Genomic DNA, 17,343 nt, shown 5'->3' on the forward strand with positions numbered 1-17,343 from the left:
CAGAGGTGAAGTTTATGCGCGCAGCGAACCGGGGCACCCTGAGCCAGCTACCTGGCCGTTTTGCCGTTAGCCACTCCGAGTCCGACTCGCCACCCGCCGCTCGGCCCACCCGCTATCACCGGGAGCAGGCCAATAGCATCATCATGACCAATCGCAGCCCGGACCTGCCCTTTGAACAGAGCATCAATCCCTATCGGGGCTGCGAACACGGTTGCATCTACTGCTACGCCCGCCCCAACCATGCTTATGTGGATCTGTCCCCCGGGCAGGATTTCGAGAGCGAGATTTTTTGCAAGGACAATGCTCCGGAGATATTGCGCGACAGCCTGCGGAAACCGGGCTATCGCTGCCGCCCCATTGTGCTGGGTACCGTGACGGACCCTTACCAGCCCATTGAGCGTGAGCGGCGCATTACCCGTGAGCTGTTACAGGTACTGGTGGATTGTCAGCATCCTTTTAGCCTGATTACCAAGAGCACCCTGGTGTTGCGCGACCTGGACCTGATTGCGCCCATGGCACGGGCAGGGCGGGCTTCGGTGGCGGTATCAGTAACGACACTGGATAACCGCCTCAAGGGAGAGCTGGAGCCTCGTGCCAGCGGCGGTAAAGAACGTCTGAAAGTGGTCCGCGAGCTGAGCCGTGCCGGGGTGCCGGTCACGGTGTTGGTGGCGCCGGTGATCCCCTTTATCAATGACCATGAACTGGAAGATATCGTTCATCAGGTGGCCATGGCGGGCGCCCAGCAGGCGGGTTATGTGGTGCTGCGGTTACCCCACGAAGTGGGACCGTTGTGGCAGGAATGGCTGGCGGACCATTACCCGGATCGGGCCGAAAAGGTCATGTCGGTGATGCGTGATCTGCATGGCGGTGCTATCTATGACAGCCGCTGGCACCAGCGCCAAAGCGGGCAGGGCGCTTGGGCGCATCTGTTGCGCCAGCGTTTTGATTCTGCCTGCCGCAGTGCCGGCCTGGCGGGGCGGGAATCGATGGAGTTGGATGCCAGTGGTTTTATTCCGCCGGGCCCCCACGGGCAGTTGAGCTTGTGGGGTGCCGTTTAGTGACTCTGGGTTATTTACTTTTAGTGGCCTGTCCTTTAATTTAGTAACCCATGGTCACTAAAGTTATTGATGGCACGCGTATTTCCGTTGTGTCTACAAGGAGAGTCCGATGAAAGCCGTATTGATTACCGGGGCAAGTGCCGGCATTGGTGAAGAGTTTGCTCGCCAGATGGCCACTCAGGGACACAATCTGGTGCTGGCGGCTCGCCGGCTGGACCGGCTGGAAGCGCTGGCCCGTGAACTTCGTGAGCGTCATAACCTTGAAGTCGTCTGCATTGCCTCAGACTTGGCTCAGGCGGGGGCCGCAGAAAAGCTGGTGGCGGATATGGCCACTCAAAAGGTGGAACTGACCGGCTTGATCAATAATGCCGGTTTTGGCGACCGGGGTGATTTTTCCGATCTGCCACTGCAGCGTCAGTTGGACATGATTCAGGTGAATGTGACGGCGTTGGTGGATCTGACCTGGCGGTTGGTGCCACAGCTGAAAACGTTCAGCAACTCCACTACGGCAGGGCAGGGGGCGTTTGTGATCAATGTGGCCTCCACTGCGGCGTTCCAGGCCGGCCCGAACATGAGTATCTATTACGCTTCCAAAGCGTTTGTGTTGTCGTTTTCGGAAGGCCTGCACGAAGAGCTGAAAAAAGAGGGCGTGGCGGTCAGTGCACTGTGCCCCGGTGCCACCGCGTCTGAGTTTGCCCAGGAAGCCAACATGACCAACACCTTGCTTTTCAAGGCCGGCGCTATGAGCACCGAAGCGGTGGTCAGCAAGGCGCTTGCCGGCCGTCATCGCGCCATTGTTATTCCTGGCTTGAAGAACCTGTTGATGGTGTGGCTCGGCAAGCTTTCGCCCCGTATGATTACCCGCCGACTGGCTGGATTGTTACAAGCGTGAATTCTTGTCCTTTTCAACGTGCCCGTTCCCCGGAACAGAAGGCGGAGCGGCGCGCACAAATTCTCGAGGCTGCGGCCCTGTTTTTTGCCGAGCAGCGATTCGCGGCCATCAGCCTGGCGGCCATCGCCCGCCAGTCTGGTGTGACCAAGGCAGCGTTGTACCGGTATTTCCCTTCTAAAGAAGCGCTGTTTCTGGCGCTCTATCTGAGTGAACTGAATGCCATGGTTGAGGCGCCTTTGCCGCAGGAGGGGCCTGCCTGGGCGGCGATCAGTGAGCTATTAATTGCCCGCCCGTTGTTCTGCCGGTTGACCTCTATTCTGCATACCGTGCTGGAACACAATCTGGATGAATCACAGGCACAGGAATTTAAGCAGGCCTTGCTGGCAAGCTTTGCGCAGCTGGCCGCGCGCCTTCAGGGTGATTTTTCTCTGGAGGGAGATCAGGTCATACGTTTCCTGATGCAGGTGCAGCAAGCGGTGATTGGTTGTTGGGCGGTGAGTCAACCGGCGCCGGTGGTAGCCACCGTGATCAAAGCTCCCCCGCTGGATGTATTTCAGGTGGAGTTCGGGGATGCATTGCGCATCCAGCTACGAGCGTTGCAGGCAGCGTTATAACTCTTTGGCAGGGGAGCGCCAGTATGGCTGAGCGGTTTGGTGCGGATTGCCTGTACGACCGGGCGCACAAGCCTGTTGCATTGTTGCTATTGGCGCATGGCGCCGGAGCGCCCATGGACAGTGACTTCATGAACGCCATGGCGGCGGCATTCGCGTCGCACTCAGTGGCCGTATTGCGCTTTGAATTTCCCTATATGCAACGTCGTCGTGACGAACAACGGAAATTCCCGCCGGACCGTGCGCCCAAGCTGCTGGCAGCGTTTGCCGAGCGCGTCAGAGAAGCCCGGGTACTGGCGGCTGAATTGTCTGGGACTCCCAATGGCGCTCTGCCACTGTGGATCGGCGGTAAATCCATGGGCGGGCGCATGGCCTCCATGCTGGCGGCGCAGGGCAATGGTGTGGCCTCAGTGGATGTGGCTGGTGTCATTGCGCTGGGCTACCCCTTTCACCCGCCCGGCAAACCGGAGAAAACTCGCATCGATCACCTGCCGGCCCTGACGGTGCCCATGCTGGTATGCCAAGGTGAGAGAGACCCCTTTGGCAAACCGGATGAAGTGGCGCGTTATGGTCTGCCTGAGCAGGCAAAATTACACTGGTTGCCCAGTGGGGATCATGATTTTAAACCACTGAAGCGCAGTGGTTTACAGCAGCAGGATCTGATTATTGAGGCGGCAAGCGTGGCGGCAGCGTTTGTGGGGGGAGCCGGCAGGACTACCGATCTCTGAGGCGGTCTACACCTCTTTTCATTGCAAGCTGGCAACAGCGTTTGCTGCCAGCTTGCACCAGCGATTTGCATCGCGTTCTTTCTTTTCTGGCCGTTTATTTCTGCGGCTTTTCGCTGATCCACAGATTGATGGTGCCCTCTACCACTACGGTGCCATCGTCGCGCATGGCTTTAACGGTTACCGGCAGGTTGCCGGGTTTCCAGTCTTCAGGTTTGGCTTCTGCAGTGGCGGTGATGTCGGTGGTGGCCTTGGCGGTGTAGTTCACATCCATGCCTTTGGGGATCCATCGCAAATGCTTGGGTACAGAGGCTTCCGCCATAGCGCCCATGGCGCATTCCAGCGCATTACAGATAGCGATAACGTGGACGGTCTGTATGTGGTTCTCCACCCCTTTGCGCTTCTTGAACGTAACCTTGCAGAAATTAGGACGCAGTTCAGCGATGGTCGGTGTGATGGTGGCGAAATAGGGGGCTTTGCGGCTGAAAACCATGGAGAAAAGCTTGCGGCCGGCGGGCAGCTTCAAGGCTTTTTCGTACATGTTGAGTAGGTAGTTGTTGCTCATGGGGCGGACTCCTGAAATCAATGGCCTCATTCTCCACAGCCCGGGAGGCGCTGCAATGGGTTTTGGGGCGCCACAGTCCGGCCCAACTGCTACCATAGCGTCAGGATTTGAACATCAGCGGTATCAGCGGGAGGAAGGGCGTGAAAGTCACACAGGCATGGAAGCGCAGTAGCTGGAAGATCAAGACACTGTTGATTCTGGTCAGCCTCTATTTGTTATATGCACTGCTGGGCTTTTTTGTCGCTCCCGGCCTGGTGCGTGATAACGCCCGCGATGCGCTGGCGGAATTGACCGGCCGTGAGGTGGTGATCAGTGAGGTGAAGATTAACCCGCTGGCGTTGAGCACCACGGTGAAGGGGTTTGCCATCAACGATGAGCAAACTGAGGTGCTGCTGGGCTTTAACCAGCTTTATGTGAATTTCGAAATGTCGTCGCTGTTTCGCTGGAGCTGGCATTTCAGGCAGGTCGATCTCGATGGCTTGACGGTGCGTGCCCAGCGCAATCCCGGTTCTGTTTTCAACTTTGACGATGTGCTTCAGCATATAGAGGCGCAATTGGCGGACAGTGCCGAGGACGTTGAGCCGGAGCCTGCTGCCCAGGACGATGGCGCATTGCCCAATATTTCCGTGGGTGAGCTGGCCCTGACCAATGGCGATTTGCGCTACACCGAAGCGGCCGGTAAGGAGCCGCATCAATTGGTGCTCCCTGTGGCGTTTACGGTGACCAATTTTTCCACCGTGGCGAAAGGGGAAAACCAGAACGGTTATGCGATACGCCTGGAAGGGCCGGATGGCGGTGCCTTCGATTGGGATGGGCGCTTTGAGTTTTCGCCGTTCCTGGCCCAGGGCCGCTTGAGTATCGAGAAAGTGGATCTGGTGTCACTGGCCAAACTGGCCCGCGACGAGGTGCGTTTTACCGTGCCCTCCGGTGAACTGGACCTGCAAACGGATTACCTGTTCACCACGGAGCCGGGTACGCGTGTGGAGGTGAGCAATGGCGAGTTGACGCTGCGTGAATTGCAGATCCAGAAGCCGGGTGAAGAAGCCCCCAGTGTCAGCGTGCCTGCGTTGACGATGACAGGAATTTCCGTGGACAGCGACAAGCGGGACGTGTCGCTGCCGGAGGTGAACCTCAGACAGCCTGAAGTGAATGCGGTATTGAATGCTGACGGGCTGGATCTTGCCACGCTCTTCCTGCCAGTGGATCCGGAGGAGGCCGAGCAGCGCAAGCAAGAGGTGAAGGAAAAAGCACAAGAAGCCGCAGAACGGATTCAGGAAGCAGAGACGGTTTGGGTGACCCGCCTGGGAACGCTGAACGTCGATGGCAATACCTTCCGCTTTACGGACCGGACTTTGAATCCGGCGCAAACGGTGAGCCTGACTGAGGGTGAATTCACGCTGAAGAATTTAATTCTGGGTGAAGAGGCCACCTTTACCTGGGAGGGCAAGGCGCAGATTCAGGAGCAGGGGGCGTTGACGCATTCCGGTGAGGGTCAGTTGGCGCCGTTGTCGGTAACGGCCAAGGCGGCACTGTCCGGCCTGCCGTTAGCGCCGTTGTCACCGTGGCTGGAGCGCGAAGCCCCACTTAAAGTGGCTAGCGGTCAACTGGATCTGGATTTGCAGTCAGCGGTGAAAGGCGATGGTCCGAACATTACCGTCAATGGCACTGCGAGCATGGATGGTTTTAACCTGCTGGAAGGCGGTCGTCCCCTTATCAAGGTCAACAAGGTACAGGTGAAAAAGTTGTCGTTGGACACCGCTGCACAGCGGGTGCGGGTTGGTGAAATCGGATTGACCGGCATGGACATGTTGCACCGGGTGGATTCCCAGGGGCGGGATGCGTCTACGCGCATCGAGGCGGCGATGCCATCGGGCAGCGGCTCATCCAGTTCGTCTGCGGCGGCTTCTTCATCCAAACCCTGGCAAGTGACGGTGGATCGGGTCCGGCTGGTAGGCAGTCAGGTACGCCATGAGGATCTGTCCCTGAGCCCCCATTTCCGTATTGGTTTGTATCAGCTGTCGGGCACGGTGAGCAATCTGGATACCCGTTCGGGAAGTACGGCGAGGCTGGATCTGAATGCGCAGGTGGATCGCTATGCACCGTTTTCCATCAAGGGGCGTTTGTCCCCGGAACCGTTGTCCACGGACATGGTGGTCTCGCTGCACAATTATGAAATGACGAGCCTGACGCCCTACACCGGCCTGTACCTGGGCTACAAGGTGGAGAAGGGGCAGCTGGGGGTGGATACGGAGGTCACCGTTGAGAAAAATCACCTGAACAGTGTCTCCGATATTCTCGCCGACCAGTTTTATCTGGGTGAAAAAGTGCCCAGCGAGGAAGCCGTGAGGGCGCCGGTAAAACTGGGTCTGTCGGTGCTGCGCAGTCGCTCCGGTGAAATTACCTTGCCGGTGAAGATGTCCGGGGATCTGGATGATCCGAGCTTTAGTGTTAGCGGCATGATTCTCAAGGTGCTGACCAATATCGTGGTCAAGGCGGCGACGGCACCGTTTTCTGTGCTGGCTGGCCTGGCCGGCGGCGAGAACCTGGAAACGATTACGTTCGAGGCAGGCAATGCTGAAGTGGAGGCGCAAACGACCGGTTCTTTGCAGGCGCTGGCGAAGGTGTTAACGGCAAAACCGCACCTGCAGATCGGGTTGGTGGGCACCACCAGCGCAGAGGATCGCACGGCCATTGCCGGTCAGGCGATTGGTGAGGATGTAGCGGGAGATGACTGGGCGGATATCGATGTTGCCGTGCAGGAGAAGAAATGGCGCCGCAAGCTGATTCGCCGTTATGAATCGGATTATAACCGTGACGTAGAAACCCTGGCCAGTGCGCCGTTGCCGGAAGATGACGATGAACGCGATGCGGTGCTGGCGCGCAGTGCCTGGGATGCCATGGTGACTGCAGAGGCACCTTCAGTGGATAAAGCACAGCTGGTGGAGCTGGCGCGTTTGCGTTCGGAAAATGCCAAGGCGGCTCTGGTGCAGCAGTTCCAGATTGAGCAATCCCGGGTGTACTTAAAAGAATCCAAAGTGGATGGCCCGGTGACAGGGCTGACGTTGACGTTGGAAAAATAATCGGTGGCATCGATCTGGGAAACGGAGAAGGACGGTGTGCGCTACGAGGTTAAGCGCGCGGGGCAGACGCTGCGACTGTATGCCAACGGCGTTCAGCATTCGGAGTTTCATCCTAAACGCTTGCTTACCGGCAGTGTGTGGGATTTGTTGTGGCTACCGGCCCTGTTGCATGAGCCCGCGACGTTTCGTCGAGTGTTGGTGTTGGGGCTGGGTGGCGGCTCGCTGATTCCTCCGGTTCGCAAATTGCTGGATCCGGATGTGTTGACGGCGGTAGAGCTGGACGGCGCGCACCTGCAGGTGGCCCGTGAGGTGTTTGGCATTGAGGCGTTCGGGGTGGAAACTTGGCAGGGTGATGCGCAGCAATGGCTGCGTGACTATCAGGGGGAGCCGTTCGACTTGATCATCGAAGACCTGTTTGCGCCGAGCAATGAGCAGGTCAGCCGGGCGGTGCCCGCCGATGCGGACTGGCTTGGTTGCTTGCGCAAAAACCTGTCGGACGCCGGCACCTTGATTATGAATTTCGGTGATTGGCAGGAATATCGCGACAGCCCGGTCTCCGGGCGTCGCGCCATGAAAGGTTTCAGCAGCCGCTTTCGCTTATCCTGTAGCGATTGCCATAACGCGGTGATCGCCTTTACCCGCGAGCCGGCGCGCAGTATCCACCTGCGCCGACGCATCGCCGCTACGCCGGCATTGAGCCATGCGAAAGCGGCGGCACGACTGGATTACCACATCCGCCAGTTGGACTGACCCAGGCTTGCGGTCAGTCCTCATCCAGCATAGTCAGGGAATAAAGCCCGTCATTTTCTTCACGAGTTAGCAGCTGGTTGCTGCGCGGCTGATCATCGTGCATGCCCACGAATAAGGCCCGGTAGGTCAATACTGCCTGCACATAATCCCGGGTTTCACGGAACGCGATGGACTCGATCCACACATCTGCGGGGACGCCGTCTTCGGCGTTCTCCAGCCAGCGATTCACCCGACTCGGGCCCGCGTTGTAGGCGGCCAGAGCCAGCACCCTGTTGCCGTTAAAATCGCCCAGAAGCTCTGCCAGATAGCGGCTGCCGAGGGTGATGTTGGTGTGTTTGTCCTGCAGGGTTTTGGTGGTGGGTTTGCCCATGTTGGCGTCGTTGGCCACCTTGCGGGCGGTGGCGGGCATCAGTTGCATTAGCCCCATGGCGCCCACTGGTGAGCGGGCCCGCGGATTGAATGCGCTTTCGCGTCGGGCCACGGCCATTGCCAGCCAGGGGTCCAGGTCATGGGGTTTGGCTTCTTCCTGGAACAATGGCAAATACGCGGGTGGAAAACGCCATGCCAGGGTGTTCCAGGCCTTGGCCTGAATAGATGCCTGTACGGCCAGGCCGTACCATTTTTGCGTTAGGGCGTAATCGGCCAGTTCCGCCAGCTGTTCTTTGTTGCTGTGCCACATCAGCCACATCCATTCTTGATGCGCCAGGTAGGGTTCATCCTGTGCTCGCAGCATGCGGATACGGGTGATCGCCGGCGGCGGCGTGAAAGTGGCAGAGGGCGTGTGTTTTTGTTCAGAGAAACGGTAGGGCTCGCCCAGGCGGTCTGCGGCCAGGAAAGCGAAGAAATTACGTTGCTGGGCGGCCTGCTGGTAAAGCTCACGGGCCTGATCCGGCTGGCCGGTGTTTTCCAGGGCTCGGGCGCGCCAGTATAGCCAGCGGGAATCTTCACGGTCGCCTTGGGGCAGGCGCATAACCCACTCGTCCAGGGCTTTCCAGTCCTGTTCTATCACGGTACGCCGGGCCCGCTGTTCTACCAGTTGGGTTTCCGGGTGCGTTGCCAGCCAGTTATCCAGCCACTGGCGATTGTCTTCCACCCCGCGAATGGTGGAGTACCAGGCAATACGCTTGCCGGCCCGCTCGCGTAGCGCCGGGTCGGCGAGGCCCTGTTTTTTGCTTTGCGTGTCGAACCATTTTCGCGCGGCTTCGGTGTCTTTATAGGCCCAGCGGCGCAGGCCGGCGGAGAGCAGCACCTGGCGTTGTGGGGCCGGTATATTGCGGGGCAGATCAGCGACCTTGTCCGGGTTGCGGTACAGGGTTTGCAGCCATTCGCTGGCGGTGGCGTAGGGGCTATCTGCCAACATCCCATCCAGATAACGCATCAGCCCGGCGCTGTTGGCATCAAAGGCTAGCTGTTGGCGTTCCCAGATTTGTGCATCGCCGATGACGCCGGCATCACGGGCGGCGTTGAACAGTGGGTCGCAGTTGTTGGGGCGGGACTGGCCGGTGGCCCAGAGTTCTTTGCCCGCCTGCAGGGCCGCTTTTTTAGCGGCATGGTCGCCGGTTTCCCATTGTGCCTGGTGGTAATAGCAGCTCAGTGCCACCCCGTTGGGGGCGCTATCGGTAATGGCCAATAGTGTTTGCCATTTTTCTGCCTTGCCGTAGGCGACAATGGCAAGCTGTTGAATATCGTTTGGTAAAGGTGAGTCTGGGTATTGTTCGGCGTACTGATTTACCTTGTCTGCGTCTAGTTGGGGCAGGGCGGCGCGCAGCCGGTGGAAGTCCAGATAGGCTTGCAGGGGGTGCTGGTCCCCCAGGGCCTGTTGCTGCCGGGACAGGGTTTCCCAGTCATCGTTGCGTGCTGCGTCCAGTGCCTGGTGGAAGTTATCGCTTTCCGTAGCGGTAACCACCAACGAAGAAAACAGACAGCAGGCAAACAGTGCAGCGCGAGTTAATGGCGCAGTGCGAACCATTTGAAGCCTCCACATCGTCGGAATAATCTGCTGATTCTAACGGCAGGTTTGCCCGGATGGCGTGGCGATTATGTAAAACTTACGAGGGCTGGTACTTATGGGTCAGGTCTTGGGGGGGGGGAAGGGAGCGCCCTTGTCCGGACAAGGCTGTTATGCACTATACTGCCGCCGCTGATTCTTTGAGCCGAGCCCATGGAAAATACAACACAACTATTGCTGCGCCAGTCCGATGCCTTTGCCGGCAGAAATGTGCTGGTGGTGGATGCCAATGATCCTGCCCTGAAAACCCTGGCGGTGGACGCTACGGTGCATGTGCATGCGGACGACTACACCATCGGTGCACAACAATGGGCGCCTGCGCCGACCGTGCCGGAAGGGACGGACTTGCTGGTGCTGCCCTTGCCCAAGTCCATCGATCGGTTACGATTTTTGCTTAACTGGCTAGCCGGTGAAATTACTGCGCCCATCGAGTTTTGGTTGGTCGGGCCGGCGAAGGGCGGCATCCGTGGTGCGCTGAAATACCTGGATGCCCATGTGGATGCGTCCGTGCTCGAAGACAGTGCCCGCCACTGCAAGCTGTATAGCGGCTTGTTACAACCGGGTGAAAAGCAGTCCCTGCAAGCCTGGGGCACTGTGCTGGAGGTGGCTGATCAGGAAGCGATCAGCTATCCCGGAGTGTTCAGCCGCGGCCGCCTGGATGAGGGCAGTGCGCTTCTGCTGGCAGCCATGGAGTCGCACACACTGGGTAAGCCGGGGAAAGTGATTGATATGGGCTGCGGCGCGGGCGTGATTAGCGTCTGGCTGGCTCGCCATGGCTGGCAGGTGCAGGGCGTGGATGTGAGCGCCAGCGCGGTGGCGGCCAGCACTGAAAGCCTGGCGCGTAATGGGCTGCAAGGTCGGATTATGGGCGGTGACCTGTTTTCCCCGATTCAGGGGCGTGTGGATATGGTGGTCACTAACCCGCCGTTCCATGACCGCCGCCAGCGCACCACGGATATTACCCGTCGCTTGATTGCCGACGCGCCCAAGTACCTCAAGTCCGGCGGGGTACTGTGGCTGGTGGCCAACCGTGAGTTGCCCTATGTGCAGTGGCTGGACGATGCCTTCAGCCATGTGCAGGTGGCCAGCGAAACCACCCGATTCCGTGTCTACCGGGCAGTGTTGTAGCTTTGGGGCTACCGCCATTGCGCGGTGAGCAAATTTCAGGGGAAGTTTTTCTATCCAGTCTGGGCGAGCACTGGATGCCTGAATCCTTCCTCAGAAGGGATTCCGGGATAGCGGCAGCCTTTCGCGCAGTGTGTTGTCTTACCTCAGGCATCTGGCGCACGGAAAACTGTTAGCAGGCGCTTACAGCATCTGCTCCCGGGCCATCCAGGCGATGCAGTTTTCCAGCATGGTGGCCAGCGGCACCTGATCATTAAAACCCAGTTGTTCTACGGCCTTGCTGCCGTCGGCATGTACGCGGCTGGTGATCAGGGCGACCTTTTCCGGGGTCAGGTTGGGCTCTTTACCGGTGAACAGGCTGCCGATGGGGTAGAGTTGGCCAGCCAGTTTCAGCACGGCGGGGGGCACGGTGCGGTGCGGTGCCTTGCGGCCAAGTTGGCCGGCAATGGTCTGGACCAGCGTCAGGAAACTGGCTTCCACGCCGGCCAGAATATAACGCTCACCGCAGACACCGTGCTGCAAAGCCGCAATGTGGGCCCGGGCCACTTCTTCCACCGCACAGAAATTCCCGCCCCCTGGCGGCACGCCGGGCAGTTTGCCGTCGTTGATCATGCGGATCATTTGTGACCAGTTATGAGTGTCGCCGGCTCCAATGATGCCGCAGGGATTCATGATTACCGCGTCGAGCCCCTGGCGAATCCCGTTTTCCACTTCCTGCTCGGCGAGAAGCTTGGTGCGGTTGTAGCCGATCCAGTCACTGGCGGCATTGGATGGCGTCAGCTCGTTGATCGGGTTTTCCTGAATACCCCAGGCGGAGATGGATGAGGTATGGATAAAGCGACCGGCCACGTTTTTCAGGGCGGCACTGACCATGGCCTGGGTACCGAGTACGTTGTCACGGTATTGCTGGGCATTGCCGCGGCGCCAGAGGCTGGTATTGCCAGCCACATGGAAAACAGCATCCGGCGCTGCAGGCATCACCAACGCCAGCTCGGTGGCATTATCCAGGGGCGCCTGCACCACCGACACGCCTTCTTTGGCATGTAGGGCACTGGCATCACTGTTGGGCCGCACCAGTGCAACCACCTCCCATTGTTTGTCGAGCAGCTGGTCGATGATATGTCCGCCGAGAAACCCCCGGCCCCCACTGATAAATGCCACTGGCATGGTGTGTATCCTTCTTTTGCTGATGCTTGTCTCTTCTATACGCATCGAAACGGACGCTGGCAACTGCTTTGTCTGTGCGCCGACTCGCTTTTAAAGGTTCATCGCGGGATTGAGTGATGAGCCGATTTCAGGATTTGTTTCATTATCCAACTCTGGCAACCGCAGGGCGCCGGATGCCCGACGACGCACGCTTGCATTCAAAACCTGAAAACCTTGGCTTCTATGCGCTCTTCTCAAAACGTACTACCCGACTATTCCCTGAATGTCCCTCAAAAGAGGTAACGCAATAGCGATCAGGCAATCAGACTATTGGGTTTTGCGTCAGGCATCGGGCGCCTAGCGTCCGGGAAATGCAGGTTATTTGCGATAAGCTAATCAAACGACTAGAAGCCAGTTATTCACGTTAATCCCCAATGCACTTTTTAAACAGCGACTTGTCGAAACCTTGGAGACTTTGCTTCAACACTGGCCAAGCCCGCGGCTTTTGACTATATTGCCGTTTCAAACAGGCGGGTGTAGTTCAATGGTAGAACGGCAGCTTCCCAAGCTGCATACGAGAGTTCGATTCTCTTCACCCGCTCCAGACATAAAAAAAACCGCCTTTTGGCGGTTTTTTTTATGTCTGGGCCAGATGCAAAACGCTTGATGTCAGAGGCAATGAATCGAAAGTCACATCACTGCTGCCCTTGTTGACGGGTTCCCTAGGTTCCTGACCTTTATGCCCACAGGGTCGCTCCAACAAAATGGCGATGGGATTTTGACTTTAGGTTTTAAGCATCCAGCGTTGAGCTCCGGGCGTCTTGCGTTGAATCTACAGTCCCTTGGCTACACCCAATCACACGGAACAGGACAGGTGACGGCCGTCGAGCCGGAAAAGCGCGCGAATTTCATATTCGCTGCCCAGCATGCTGGCGGCGTCGCTGGCGTGCATGATGTAGGGGTAGCAGTGGGCCCAGGCGCAGGGTTTGACCAGCCGCTGATGCGAGCCTTCCTGGTGGTGTCTGCTGGTGGCGATAAAGGCATTCTGCTTCAGGTCGAATAGAACATAGCCCTGAAATTCGGCCCGGGCGGGGAGCCCCATTTCTTCCAGAAAATCGGACATCCAGCGGTGATGATTATTGTTGCTCATGGTGGCCTCCTGCTTACTTCGTGCGGGCGCATAACGTGTATCACCGTAAGTTACGTCAGCCGTTGCAGCGGATGGATAGGCGTTGCTTGTCGTTTTGTCGCGTTCTTGTGATTGATTTCACGTGTGGGGAGTACTACCGGATGAGCTTTGGATGACATGATAACTGTACATAATGACAGTATTTTGCCATGCTTGGCCGACTGTCGATTTCCGGTGTGTTGTTATGTCTGCCCTGCCTTTTTTCAGTGAACGCATTTCTGCGGGGTTTCCGTCTCCGGCCCAGGGGTATTTGGATGAGCACCTGGATCTGAACCGGCTATGCATTCGCCGGCCAGCGTCCACCTTCCTGTTGCGCGTGGAGGGGGATTCCATGGTTGATGCCGGTATTTTTTCTGGCGACATCCTGATTGTGGATCGCTCACTGGAAGCCGTGGCCGGCGATGTGGTCGTTGCCTCGCTGCAGGGCGAGTTCACCGTAAAGGAACTGCAGCTACTGCCGACTCCCATGCTTAAACCCCGCAATGCGGCCTATGCGCCGATCTCTATCGGTGAAGATGGTGTCGATCTTTTTGGCGTGGTGACGTTTTGCCTGCACGCCTTGCGGGGCGGCAGTCGGGCGGCGCAGGAATCGGGAGTCATTGGGGGAGAATAAGGAGAGTAACGCGGTGTTTGCCCTGGTCGATTGCAACAGTTTCTATGCTGCCTGTGAGCGCTTGTTCCGTCCGGATCTGCAGAGGCGACCTGTGGTAGTGCTCTCCAACAATGACGGCTGCATTGTGGCTGGGTCTGCACAGGCCAAGGCGCTGGGAATGAAAACCGGTATGCCGGTTCACCAGGCCCGTGATTTGATTGCCCGCCACAAGGTTGAGGTTTTTTCATCCAACTATGGTCTGTATGGCGATATTTCCCAGCGGGTGATGGCGACCCTGGAAACCCTGGTGCCCCAGGTTGAGGTGTATTCCATCGATGAAGCGTTTCTGGACCTGTCGTTGGTTAGGGAGGTGGAGCTGTTGCCACTGGCGCAGCAGATTCAGGCGCGGATTGCTCGCTGGGTGGGAGTTCCGGTGTGCGTGGGGGTGGCGCCTACCAAGGTGCTGGCCAAGCTTGCCAACCACGCGGCCAAGCGCTATCCCGCGACGCAGGGCACGGTGGTACTGACCGACCCGCTGCGCCGGGAAAAGCTGCTGGCACTAACGCCGGTGTCCAAGGTGTGGGGGGTAGGGCGTCGGTTGGCAGGGCGTTTTGAGGCCCTCGGTATTGAGACGGCGCAGGATCTGGCTCGGGCCGATAGCGGCATGATTCGCCGCCGTTTCTCCGTGGTCCAGGAGCGTCTGGTGCGGGAGTTGAACGCAGAGCCCTGCCTCTCTTTGGAAACACAACCCTCGCCGCGCCAGCAAGTGATCCATTCGCGTTCTTTTGGTGAGCCCGTTGCGGCGTTGCCTCCGTTGCGTCAGGCGCTGAGTGATTTTGTGTCGCGGGCAATGGAATCCCTGCGCAAGGAGTCGTTATACGCAGGCCGGGTGACGGTGTATTTACGGACTGCCCCAATGGGCAAACCACAACAGCTGTTTCCTGACACGCTCGGTGCGCCACTGGCGACGGCCACGTCAGACACCCGAGTGGTGGTGCATCAGGCGCAGGGATTGCTGGCTCAGTTATGGAAGCCGGGATACCGCTACGGGAAAGTTGGGGTGATTCTCACGGATTTGCGCGGACGTGATCAGATCCAGGATGGATTGTTTACGCAGCAAGAAGAGTCCGGTGATCGGGGCGGCGCCTTAATGGCGGTAATGGATACGATTAACCAGAGCGGTGCCGGCAAGGTTTGGCTGGCGGGCAGAGGAATGCCCAGCGACCCACACAGTGTCTGGGCCATGCGCAGGGCGCATCTGTCTCCGGCATACACCAGCCGCTGGTCTGATTTGCCGGTGGTGCGCTAGGCGTCTTGGTCTCTGTGTGTCAGGGGAGAAGCCAGTTCTTGCAGGCACTGCAAGAGCGTATCGCGGCGAATCGGTTTGTTGAGGATTCTGTCGATGCCGGCGTCGTGGATGCGGGTGATCTGGCTGCCGAGTGCATGGGCTGTGATGGCGATGATCGGACAGGGTGCTTTCTCTGTATCCCGCTCAAACTGGCGAATGGCCTGGGTAGCCGCGAGGCCATCCAGCTCCGGCATTTCCACATCCATCAGGATCAGGTCCAGCGGGGTCGGGTGCTGGCAGTAGGCTTGCACCGCTTCGTGACCATTTTTACAGATGAGTGGGGTGATCCCCAGAGAACCAAGCAGGGCCCTCAGTACATCCCGGTTAACACTGTTGTCTTCTGCCACCAAGACTTGCAGTTGATCAAGGGCGGGGGCTTGGCTCGGTTTTGATGCGGCTGTTTCATGTCCGGAGTCTGGCGCCAGGGCCAGAAAAAGGGCGCTCCGGGTGACGGGCTTGCGGAGCACGGGCACTGCGTCGCTTTCTTCGTGCAGATCTCCGATCAACAGTATCCGGGCCTGGGTGTCCGGGGGGATGGCGCTGAGCCCGGCGGCGCCGAGCAGGGTCTCGTCAATCAGCGCATGGCTGAAGGGGCCGGGCAGGGAAAGCAAGTTGATGGCGTCGCCTTGCAGGGTGGTGCCGCCGGCGTGTTCCAGCATGCGGCTGAGTGTTTGCCGCAGGGGAAGGTCGTGGCTGAGTATCAGAATGCTGGCCTTGGGAAGCTGCGGCAGTGGCGGTTGCTTTTCCTGGGGTTGCAGGGGCAAGTCGAGCCAGAAGCGTGCGCCCTGGCCCAGTGTGCTGGAGACGCCCAGGGTGCCGTTCATCAGCGAGCATAACGAGCGGCAGACGCTCAGCCCCAGGCCTGTGCCTCCAAAGCGGCGGGCAGTGCTCTGGTCGGCTTGGGCGAAGGCCTCAAAGATCACCTCTTGATGGCTATCGGAAATACCGATGCCACTGTCTTCAATTTCAATATGTACGCTCAGCCCGGTGTCTGTCTGCGATTTGTCGCGGGCGCGAATAATGACATGGCCTTGCTCGGTGAATTTCAGGGCGTTGTTGATCAGGTTCATCAGGATTTGCCGCAGCCGCACTTCATCGCCGACCACGGCCTGCATACGATCCAATTGCAGCTCACAGGCAAGGGTTAGGTGCTTCTTGTGGGCGATCCCGGCGTAGGCGCTCATAGTGTCTTCAATGAGCGTTGTCAGATTGAAGGGCTGGTGATCAAGGCGCAGCTCTCCGGCTTCAATTTTCGAAAAATCGAGGATGTCGTTAATGATCGCCAGCAGGTTCTCACTGGATTGCTGCATGAGCCTGAGGTAGTGCGCCTGTTGATTGCTCAGGGGGCTGGTCTGCATCAGGTCAATGATGCCGATGATGCCGTTGAGAGGCGTGCGGATTTCATGACTCATGGTGGCCATGAAGGTGCTTTTGGCGTCGTTGGCGCTTTCTGCGCGGATGCGACGCTCTTCGTTATCCAGGCGCAGTTGCCGTTCCTGTAGCAACGCGCGGTCGCTGTCGCGGCGGGCATTGATATCTTGCAGGAGTCGTTCGCGCATGGTGTTGAGCGCGGCGGCAATGTTGTCCAGCTCGTCCTGTGGTTCGCCATCGGTGGGGATGGGTAACGGCTCGCGCAGGGAGGAGAGAGACAGGTGGCGAGTGTTGTCAGCCAGCTGGCCGAGGCGCCGGGTGAAAAGCAGACGCATGAGCAGAATGATAAGGATGGCGCTGGCTAGCGCCTGCAGGGCGAGGAACACAATCAGGAAGAAGGTTTGCTGGCCGACGTATTGATAAATGGTGCTATGGGATATCCCCATTTCCAGTTGGCCCAGTGTTTCCCGGGTGCCGTCATTGCGTTCGTAGACCAGTGGCAACTCGCGAATAGCAAGCGGCTTGGGCAGTTCCACCATGCTGCTGCCCACGGATTTGGAGCGGCCATGCCTGTCGGTCCATTTAACGCTGACAAAGGCCACGTCGGGAAGATGCAGCAAGGCGTTGACCTGCACCCGCAATTGCTCTTCGTCGAAATTCCACAGGGAGCGGGACAGGCCGGGCAAGGCCGTCAGCTCCACCTGTTCCAGGCTTTGCTCCATACGCTCCATGCCTTGATGATATTCGCGCACCATGAAAACGACGATGCTGATCAGCATCACCAGGGTACTGACCAGCAGCACCGCGCCGGCCACTTTAAAGGCCAGCGGGTTCTGTCGGTAGTAATGGCGTACGCGATAAGGCAAGCACGGTCTCCCGGAGT

General features: G+C 58.5%; 14 protein-coding genes and 1 tRNA gene. 10 read left to right on the forward strand and 5 right to left on the reverse strand.

Features of this window, described 5'->3' with window-relative positions; genetic code table 11:
* Nucleotides 1-14: 14 nt before the first annotated feature.
* From ABNH18_RS04690 to ABNH18_RS04705, 4 genes are all read left to right on the forward strand, one after another.
* Nucleotides 15-1,058, forward strand: coding sequence for a PA0069 family radical SAM protein (locus ABNH18_RS04690; protein WP_349381694.1), 1,044 nt, complete (start codon nucleotides 15-17; stop codon nucleotides 1,056-1,058).
* A 109-nt stretch (nucleotides 1,059-1,167) separates the two neighbouring features.
* The gene (locus tag ABNH18_RS04695) at nucleotides 1,168-1,950 is read left to right on the forward strand and encodes an SDR family NAD(P)-dependent oxidoreductase (protein WP_349381695.1); all 783 of its coding nucleotides are present in this window, start codon (nucleotides 1,168-1,170) and stop codon (nucleotides 1,948-1,950) included.
* Nucleotides 1,947-2,564, forward strand: a complete 618-nt coding sequence (locus ABNH18_RS04700; protein ID WP_349381696.1) for a TetR/AcrR family transcriptional regulator — start codon at nucleotides 1,947-1,949, stop codon at nucleotides 2,562-2,564. Before ABNH18_RS04695 ends, ABNH18_RS04700 begins: the two co-directional genes overlap by 4 nt.
* A 23-nt stretch (nucleotides 2,565-2,587) precedes the next feature.
* Entirely contained in the window at nucleotides 2,588-3,289 is a 702-nt protein-coding gene (locus tag ABNH18_RS04705; RefSeq protein WP_349381697.1) for an alpha/beta family hydrolase, read from the forward strand.
* A 94-nt stretch (nucleotides 3,290-3,383) separates the two neighbouring features.
* On the opposite strand, the gene ABNH18_RS04710 is transcribed toward ABNH18_RS04705, so the two are convergent.
* Nucleotides 3,384-3,851: a hotdog fold domain-containing protein gene (locus ABNH18_RS04710; RefSeq protein WP_349381698.1), complete on the reverse strand. Its 468-nt coding sequence runs from the start codon at nucleotides 3,849-3,851 to the stop codon at nucleotides 3,384-3,386.
* Nucleotides 3,852-3,991: 140 nt separating this feature from the next.
* Here ABNH18_RS04710 and ABNH18_RS04715 point away from each other — a divergent pair, with 140 nt between their 5' ends.
* Both ABNH18_RS04715 and ABNH18_RS04720 read left to right on the forward strand, forming a co-directional pair.
* Entirely contained in the window at nucleotides 3,992-6,931 is a 2,940-nt protein-coding gene (locus ABNH18_RS04715) for a DUF748 domain-containing protein (protein ID WP_349381699.1), read from the forward strand.
* 3 nt (nucleotides 6,932-6,934) lie between these two features.
* A complete protein-coding gene (locus tag ABNH18_RS04720; protein WP_349381700.1) occupies nucleotides 6,935-7,681 on the forward strand; it encodes a spermine/spermidine synthase domain-containing protein in 747 nt (248 codons plus the stop codon).
* 13 nt (nucleotides 7,682-7,694) lie between these two features.
* Here the strand turns inward: ABNH18_RS04720 and ABNH18_RS04725 are convergent, their stop codons facing one another.
* Nucleotides 7,695-9,650 (reverse strand): transglycosylase SLT domain-containing protein, encoded by a 1,956-nt coding sequence (locus ABNH18_RS04725; protein ID WP_349381701.1) that lies wholly within the window; start codon nucleotides 9,648-9,650, stop codon nucleotides 7,695-7,697.
* 192 nt (nucleotides 9,651-9,842) lie between these two features.
* Here ABNH18_RS04725 and ABNH18_RS04730 point away from each other — a divergent pair, with 192 nt between their 5' ends.
* Entirely contained in the window at nucleotides 9,843-10,817 is a 975-nt protein-coding gene (locus tag ABNH18_RS04730; protein WP_349381702.1) for a methyltransferase, read from the forward strand.
* Between the two features lie 180 nt (nucleotides 10,818-10,997).
* Here ABNH18_RS04730 and ABNH18_RS04735 read toward each other — a convergent pair whose 3' ends face one another.
* Nucleotides 10,998-11,981 (reverse strand): NAD-dependent epimerase/dehydratase family protein, encoded by a 984-nt coding sequence (locus tag ABNH18_RS04735; RefSeq protein ID WP_349381703.1) that lies wholly within the window; start codon nucleotides 11,979-11,981, stop codon nucleotides 10,998-11,000.
* 509 nt (nucleotides 11,982-12,490) lie between these two features.
* Between ABNH18_RS04735 and ABNH18_RS04740 the strand changes: the two genes are divergently transcribed.
* Nucleotides 12,491-12,564, forward strand: a tRNA-Gly gene (locus ABNH18_RS04740).
* 252 nt (nucleotides 12,565-12,816) lie between these two features.
* Here ABNH18_RS04740 and ABNH18_RS04745 read toward each other — a convergent pair.
* Nucleotides 12,817-13,110, reverse strand: a complete 294-nt coding sequence (locus ABNH18_RS04745) for a hypothetical protein (RefSeq protein WP_349381704.1) — start codon at nucleotides 13,108-13,110, stop codon at nucleotides 12,817-12,819.
* A gap of 223 nt (nucleotides 13,111-13,333) precedes the next feature.
* Here ABNH18_RS04745 and umuD point away from each other — a divergent pair, with 223 nt between their 5' ends.
* A complete protein-coding gene (gene umuD, locus ABNH18_RS04750) occupies nucleotides 13,334-13,762 on the forward strand; it encodes a translesion error-prone DNA polymerase V autoproteolytic subunit (RefSeq protein WP_349381705.1) in 429 nt (142 codons plus the stop codon).
* On the forward strand, nucleotides 13,749-15,050 hold the full coding sequence (locus ABNH18_RS04755) for a Y-family DNA polymerase (protein ID WP_502876771.1): 1,302 nt from the start codon (nucleotides 13,749-13,751) through the stop codon (nucleotides 15,048-15,050). The genes umuD and ABNH18_RS04755 overlap by 14 nt, the downstream gene beginning before the upstream one ends.
* On the opposite strand, the gene ABNH18_RS04760 is transcribed toward ABNH18_RS04755, so the two are convergent.
* Nucleotides 15,047-17,326: a hybrid sensor histidine kinase/response regulator gene (locus tag ABNH18_RS04760; RefSeq protein ID WP_349381706.1), complete on the reverse strand. Its 2,280-nt coding sequence runs from the start codon at nucleotides 17,324-17,326 to the stop codon at nucleotides 15,047-15,049. The two genes, ABNH18_RS04755 and ABNH18_RS04760, sit on opposite strands and share 4 nt — an antisense overlap.
* Nucleotides 17,327-17,343 lie beyond the last annotated feature (17 nt).

Source organism: Alcanivorax sp., assembly GCF_040118815.1.
In the GTDB taxonomy this organism is placed as follows: domain Bacteria; phylum Pseudomonadota; class Gammaproteobacteria; order Pseudomonadales; family Alcanivoracaceae; genus Alcanivorax.

Coding starts and splice junctions, on each gene's coding strand:
- ABNH18_RS04690 (WP_349381694.1), top strand. CDS start 15: ATGCGCGCAGCGAACCGGGGCACCCTGAGCCAGCTACCTGGCCGTTTT.
- ABNH18_RS04695 (WP_349381695.1), top strand. CDS start 1,168: ATGAAAGCCGTATTGATTACCGGGGCAAGTGCCGGCATTGGTGAAGAG.
- ABNH18_RS04705 (WP_349381697.1), top strand. CDS start 2,588: ATGGCTGAGCGGTTTGGTGCGGATTGCCTGTACGACCGGGCGCACAAG.
- ABNH18_RS04710 (WP_349381698.1), bottom strand. CDS start 3,851: ATGAGCAACAACTACCTACTCAACATGTACGAAAAAGCCTTGAAGCTG.
- ABNH18_RS04725 (WP_349381701.1), bottom strand. CDS start 9,650: ATGGTTCGCACTGCGCCATTAACTCGCGCTGCACTGTTTGCCTGCTGT.
- ABNH18_RS04730 (WP_349381702.1), top strand. CDS start 9,843: ATGGAAAATACAACACAACTATTGCTGCGCCAGTCCGATGCCTTTGCC.
- ABNH18_RS04735 (WP_349381703.1), bottom strand. CDS start 11,981: ATGCCAGTGGCATTTATCAGTGGGGGCCGGGGGTTTCTCGGCGGACAT.
- ABNH18_RS04745 (WP_349381704.1), bottom strand. CDS start 13,110: ATGAGCAACAATAATCATCACCGCTGGATGTCCGATTTTCTGGAAGAA.
- umuD (WP_349381705.1), top strand. CDS start 13,334: ATGTCTGCCCTGCCTTTTTTCAGTGAACGCATTTCTGCGGGGTTTCCG.